The sequence below is a fragment of the Rathayibacter sp. AY1E8 genome, assembly GCF_002931415.1.
Lineage (GTDB): Bacteria > Actinomycetota > Actinomycetes > Actinomycetales > Microbacteriaceae > Rathayibacter.
The window spans coordinates 1-655 of sequence record NZ_PSVI01000131.1 but is presented as its reverse complement, the minus strand read 5'-3'; the positions used below and the strand labels follow the sequence as shown (position 1 = coordinate 655).

Sequence of the window (655 nt, the reverse complement as noted above, 5' to 3'; positions counted from 1 at the left end):
CGCGTCGCCTCCTACGAGGAGGGCGTCGCCCTGATCAACAACGGCGCGTTCGGCAACGGCACGGCCATCTTCACCAACGACGGAGGAGCGGCCCGCCGCTTCCAGAACGAGGTCGAGGTCGGCATGATCGGCATCAACGTCCCCATCCCCGTCCCCGTCGCCACGTTCTCCTTCGGCGGCTGGAAGGCGTCCCTCTTCGGCGACACCAAGGCCCACGGAGCAGAAGGCGTCCGCTTCTTCACCCAGCAGAAGGCCATCACCAGCCGCTGGCTCGACCCCTCCCACGGCGGCATCAACCTCGGGTTCCCGCAGCATTCCTAGGCTCTCTCCTCCTTCGTCGTCGATCGCCCGCAGTCGGCCTGGGAGGGTGGTCGCGTCTCGCAGAGCGTCCTGCGTTCCGCGCACGTCGATCCGCTGAGACGCGGACCACCGGTTGCGCTCCGCGGCGCTTGTGAGGCTCTCTCCTCCTGGCGTCGTCGATCGCCCGCAGTCGGCCGGGGAGGGTGGGTGCGTTCTGCAGGGCGTCGTGCGTTCCGCGCACGTCGATCCGCTGGGACGCGGATCGCCGGTTGCGCTCCGCGGTGCTCGTGAGGCTCTCTCCTCCTGGCGTCGCCGATCGCCCGCAGTCGCGGCGCTGGTGAGCCTCTCTCCTCCT

Annotated in this window: 1 protein-coding gene; it reads left to right on the top strand. The window is 69.5% G+C overall.

Features of this window, described 5'->3' with window-relative positions:
- Positions 1-321, top strand: a 321-nt coding sequence (locus C5C74_RS16960) for an aldehyde dehydrogenase family protein (RefSeq protein WP_146083116.1), incomplete at its 5' end; no start/stop codon positions are given.
- Positions 322-655: the final 334 nt, after the last annotated feature.